Here is a 4,238-nt window from a genome sequence, read left to right as displayed (position 1 = left end):
TTAGTAAGAATATAAAAGTATTAAGATTACATAAAGATAAAGGCAGTTCACTATCAAAAGATCAGTGTGACAGGTAGTGTAACCAGTAAGGTCAAAAGAGATACCGATGCCAGTATAAAAACAGGAATTCCGATAAACATTGTCAGAATGGCTGCGCAGGGATGACGGAAGAGAAAACGTTCTGATTTTTGATCTAATTTTTCTTCTATATGATGAATAAATTTGAAAATGAAAGACATGATTGATACCTCCTTATGCGTTTATGGTAGCATAGGAGAAATAAAGATAGGAAAAGTACTCTGTACAGGGAGATAAATTTTTTATTAAGGATATTTGTGGTTGTAGGATAGATTGGATTTTTGCTTCTTTATTTTGTACTGATATACATAAGAGAAAAAGGCACTGAGAGCTGCCTTTTTCTCCTTGTATCTGAAATCAGTTTTCTATATCGGAAATAACGGACACACTCCATGTATTGACATATTTCTTTCCTGCTTTAAGGGAGATTAGATTTGGCTGAGTTTCCAGATCTTCTACCAGGTCTTTTCGGGAAGGCAGTGAACTCCAGGGTTCGATACAGACAAAGGGGGCATTTCCGCAGTTCCAGAGCCCCAGATAATCCATGTCAGGAAAGGTAGCATGGATTTTGCGATGGCTTTTTGGACTTTCAATGGTGATTTCCTTTGGCATGTTTTTCATGACAATGGCATCCCTGGCAAAAAGTTCATGGGAAAGGGGCAGGTATCTTCCCTCCTCCAGCTCCAGAGGAACATTTTTTTCCAGAATAAAACAGTCATCGGAGAGAAGAATCTGCTGCGGAGAAGCATTTTTGCCAAAGTCTATCCGGTAATCGTCGAAAACAAGAGAGGAATCCATCGGGATGTGAAAGCCTGGATGTCCGCCGATGCCAAAATACATGGTTTTTTCATCCTGATTTTCTACCTGACAGGAGACAGACAGTGTGGATCCATCCAGCTTCCAGGTAATGGTAAGACAAAAATGAAAAGGCCAGATTACCAGAGTCTTTTGGCTGGTCTTCAGGCACAGAGACAGAGAATCATCTGTCCGGTCTGCCAGTTCCATTTCGGAACCTATGAGAAAACCGTGGAGAGGCATGTGATATTCCTTTCCCTGATAGGTATAGGTTTGTCTGGTTGTCCTTCCTATATAAGGAAACAGATTGGGTCCCCTTTCCTCCCAGGAATCAGGATCTCCCTGCCAAAGATATTCGGTTCCTTCTGAATCCCGGACAGAGCGGAGTTCGCCGCCGCTGGATGAAATTTCAACGGCCAGATATTGATTTTTAATGGTATAATTCATATTGATTTCCTTCCTGATACATCATAGTTTACTGTAATAATCTGATTGTATCATCATGACAAAAGCGGTGCAACTAAAAGCAGCGAGGCAAAATATTTTCGGAACTGTCTTGACAATACATGAAACAGGTGTTATATTACACATAGAACAAAAAGGAACTGATGGGGGATGCGAGAAGTGATGATCGGCATCTCCTTTTTGCAAGTCTTGTGAAACCGGAGGTGGAATTATGGCTAAAAGAGATTTTTATGAGGTTCTTGGAGTCGGCAGAAATGCGGATGACAGGGAAATCAAGCGTGCATACAGGAAACTTGCCAAGAAGTATCATCCGGATACAAATCCCGGTGATAAACAGGCAGAACAGAAATTTAAAGAAGTTACAGAAGCTTATAATGTGCTCAGTGATTCAGAAAAGAAAAAATTATATGATCAGTTTGGTATGGCTGCTTTTGAGGAGGGCTTTGGCGCCGGAAACCAGAGCGGTTTCCACGGAGAATCCGGCAGACAGACCTGGGGCAGTGGATTTGGAGACTTTGACTTTGGGCAGAATGGAAACGGAACATACAGAGAATATCATTTTGAAAATGGAGATATGGGGGATATTTTTGGAGATATTTTCGGAAATATGTTCCATGGAGAATCCGGTGGATTTTCCGGAGAGGGCTTTGGCAGCAGAAGGTCTGGCTTTCAGGATGGATTTGGACGCAGCGCCAGATCAGGAAAAGGCAGTGATCTTCAGTCAGAGGTCAGTGTCAGTTTTGAGGATTCAGTTTTTGGCTGTGAACGCATGCTTCAGCTTTCTTCAGGAGAATCTGGAGAAAAAATACAGAAGCTTCAGGTTCATATTCCGGCCGGAATCGAGGACGGAAAAAGTATCCGCCTGAAGGGGAAAGGAAATCCCGGATATGGAGGCGGTCCTGCAGGAGATCTTCTTTTGAAAATTCATGTGGAACCGAAAGCAGGATGGGAGCGAAAGGGCGCAGATATTTATACTACGGCAGAAATTCCGTTTATTACCGCAGTACTGGGAGGTGAAGAGAAATTTTCTACTTTGTATGGAGACGTAATGTGTAAAATTCCGGCAGGAACCCAGTCCGGAGGAAAAATCAGGCTTAGAGGAAAAGGTGCGCCGGCTTTGAAAAATCCTTCCGTAAGAGGCGACCAGTATGTGACGATCCGTATTCAGGTGCCGAAGACAGTAAATCCGGAGGCAGCAGAAAAACTGAAGGAATACGACCAGGCAATGAAGCGGGGCTATTCAGGAAAAAGAGGAAGTGCAGCATAAACTGGAACAGATCTTTTGGGATTGAGAGCGGGCGTTTATAAAGACAATATCTCCTTTGTTCAGTGCGCAATATCAGCTTTACGGGATAAATAAAGAATGCTATACTGTGTGAGAAAATTGAAACAAAAGGAGAATAACCTTATGAAAATACGATTTATCCGCCATGGAGATCCGGATTATGTAAATGATACACTGACAGAAAAAGGAAGAAAAGAGGCAGAGCTTCTGGCGAAGGCAGCGGACCGCCTGGGACTGTTATATGTCGCCTCTTGGAAGAGCTATGGATACAGCGGCATATTCGCTGGAAGCAGCAGAAAAGAAGGCGGAGATTCTGGACTGGCTTAGAGAATTTCCGGCACAGGTGGATGTAAACGAATCAAAAGCTCTTCAAAAAGCGTATCCCGATGCGGAACATAAAGATGGAAAGTTTCTTCCAAGAATTGTCTGGGATATGGTTCCGGGATATTGGACGGAGTACTCAGAGTACAGTCATCCTGTCCGGTGGAGGGAATCCCAGGTGGCAAAATACAGTGATCTGGTTTCTGCGTATGATCATGTAATAGAAGCTTTTGATCATTTTTTGGAAGGATATGGATATAAGAGGGAGGAAAATCACTACCGTGTAGTCCGGGAAAATGATAAGACGATTACATTGTTCTGCCATTTTGGAATTACCTGTGTATTGCTTTCCAGGCTCTGGAATGTGTCTCCCTTTGTTTTATGGCACAGTCTTGCTCTTGCTCCCACTTCTGTGACGGAGGTTGTTACAGAAGAAAGGGAACAGGGAATCGCATATTTTCGCGGACTTCGTTTGGGAGATATTTCTCATTTGTATGCAGGAAATGAGGAGCCATCCTTTGCATGCAGATTCTGTGAGACATTTGGAAATAAAGATCAGAGGCATTAATAGAAAATTAACAAGAATAGAAGGGGAGCGTGGGAAAAACGCTTCCTTTTCTATTTGACCGTAAAAAAAGATGTGCGTATAATAAAGGAGTAATTTTGAAAAACAGAAGAAGAACAGAAAGGACAGAACTATGGAACGTGTAAAGGGAAGACCGCAGAATATGGAGGGAAGGCTGGATAAGGAAATTCGCGTTTATGATTTTTTGGATTCTCTGGGGATTGAATATGAAAGGGTCGACCATGAGCCGGCCATGACCATAGAGGCCTGTGAAGAGATAGATCAGGCACTGGAAGCTGTGATCTGTAAAAATCTTTTTTTGTGCAACCGTCAGGAGACAGATTTTTATCTGCTTATGATACCGGGAGATAAAAAATTTAAAACAAAGGATATTTCCGCGCAGATTGGTTCATCCAGACTTTCTTTTGGAAAACCGGAATACATGGAGCAGTTTCTTGATATTACCCCGGGTTCAGTAAGTGTTCTGGGGCTTATGAATGACAAAGAAAACAGAGTACAGCTGCTGATTGATGAGGAAGTGCTGGAAAAAGAATATATCGGCTGCCACCCTTGTATCAATACCTCCAGTCTCAGGATCCGCACAGAGGATATGATGAAAAAAATCATTCCGGAATTGAAGCATTCACCCAAACTGGTTCGTTTACCTTAACAGAAGGAATTGATTTTTCAGCAGAGAAAGACACATACATAAAAACTATGAAAAATAAA

6 protein-coding genes are annotated in these 4,238 nt (G+C 42.3%); 4 read left to right on the top strand and 2 right to left on the bottom strand.

Annotated elements, in window-relative coordinates:
• Positions 1-53 precede the first annotated feature (53 nt).
• The gene (locus tag RDS42_RS12985) at positions 54-239 is read right to left on the bottom strand and encodes a hypothetical protein (RefSeq protein WP_308784032.1); all 186 of its coding nucleotides are present in this window, start codon (positions 237-239) and stop codon (positions 54-56) included.
• Between the two features lie 196 nt (positions 240-435).
• Entirely contained in the window at positions 436-1,320 is an 885-nt protein-coding gene (locus RDS42_RS12980) for an aldose 1-epimerase family protein (RefSeq protein WP_308784031.1), read from the bottom strand.
• Positions 1,321-1,549: 229 nt separating this feature from the next.
• Between RDS42_RS12980 and RDS42_RS12975 the strand changes: the two genes are divergently transcribed.
• From RDS42_RS12975 to RDS42_RS12960, 4 genes are all read left to right on the top strand, one after another.
• The gene (locus RDS42_RS12975) at positions 1,550-2,605 is read left to right on the top strand and encodes a J domain-containing protein (protein ID WP_308784030.1); all 1,056 of its coding nucleotides are present in this window, start codon (positions 1,550-1,552) and stop codon (positions 2,603-2,605) included.
• A gap of 141 nt (positions 2,606-2,746) precedes the next feature.
• On the top strand, positions 2,747-2,950 hold the full coding sequence (locus RDS42_RS12970) for a hypothetical protein (protein WP_308784029.1): 204 nt from the start codon (positions 2,747-2,749) through the stop codon (positions 2,948-2,950).
• Positions 2,886-3,512: a histidine phosphatase family protein gene (locus RDS42_RS12965; RefSeq protein WP_308784028.1), complete on the top strand. Its 627-nt coding sequence runs from the start codon at positions 2,886-2,888 to the stop codon at positions 3,510-3,512. Before RDS42_RS12970 ends, RDS42_RS12965 begins: the two co-directional genes overlap by 65 nt.
• A 130-nt stretch (positions 3,513-3,642) precedes the next feature.
• The gene (locus RDS42_RS12960; protein WP_308784027.1) at positions 3,643-4,179 is read left to right on the top strand and encodes a prolyl-tRNA synthetase associated domain-containing protein; all 537 of its coding nucleotides are present in this window, start codon (positions 3,643-3,645) and stop codon (positions 4,177-4,179) included.
• Positions 4,180-4,238: the final 59 nt, after the last annotated feature.

It is taken from the genome of uncultured Blautia sp., assembly GCF_902497045.1.
Lineage (GTDB): Bacteria > Bacillota > Clostridia > Lachnospirales > Lachnospiraceae > Blautia_A.
Note: the sequence above shows the minus strand (reverse complement) of the source record. Positions and strands in the feature narration are given on the sequence as shown.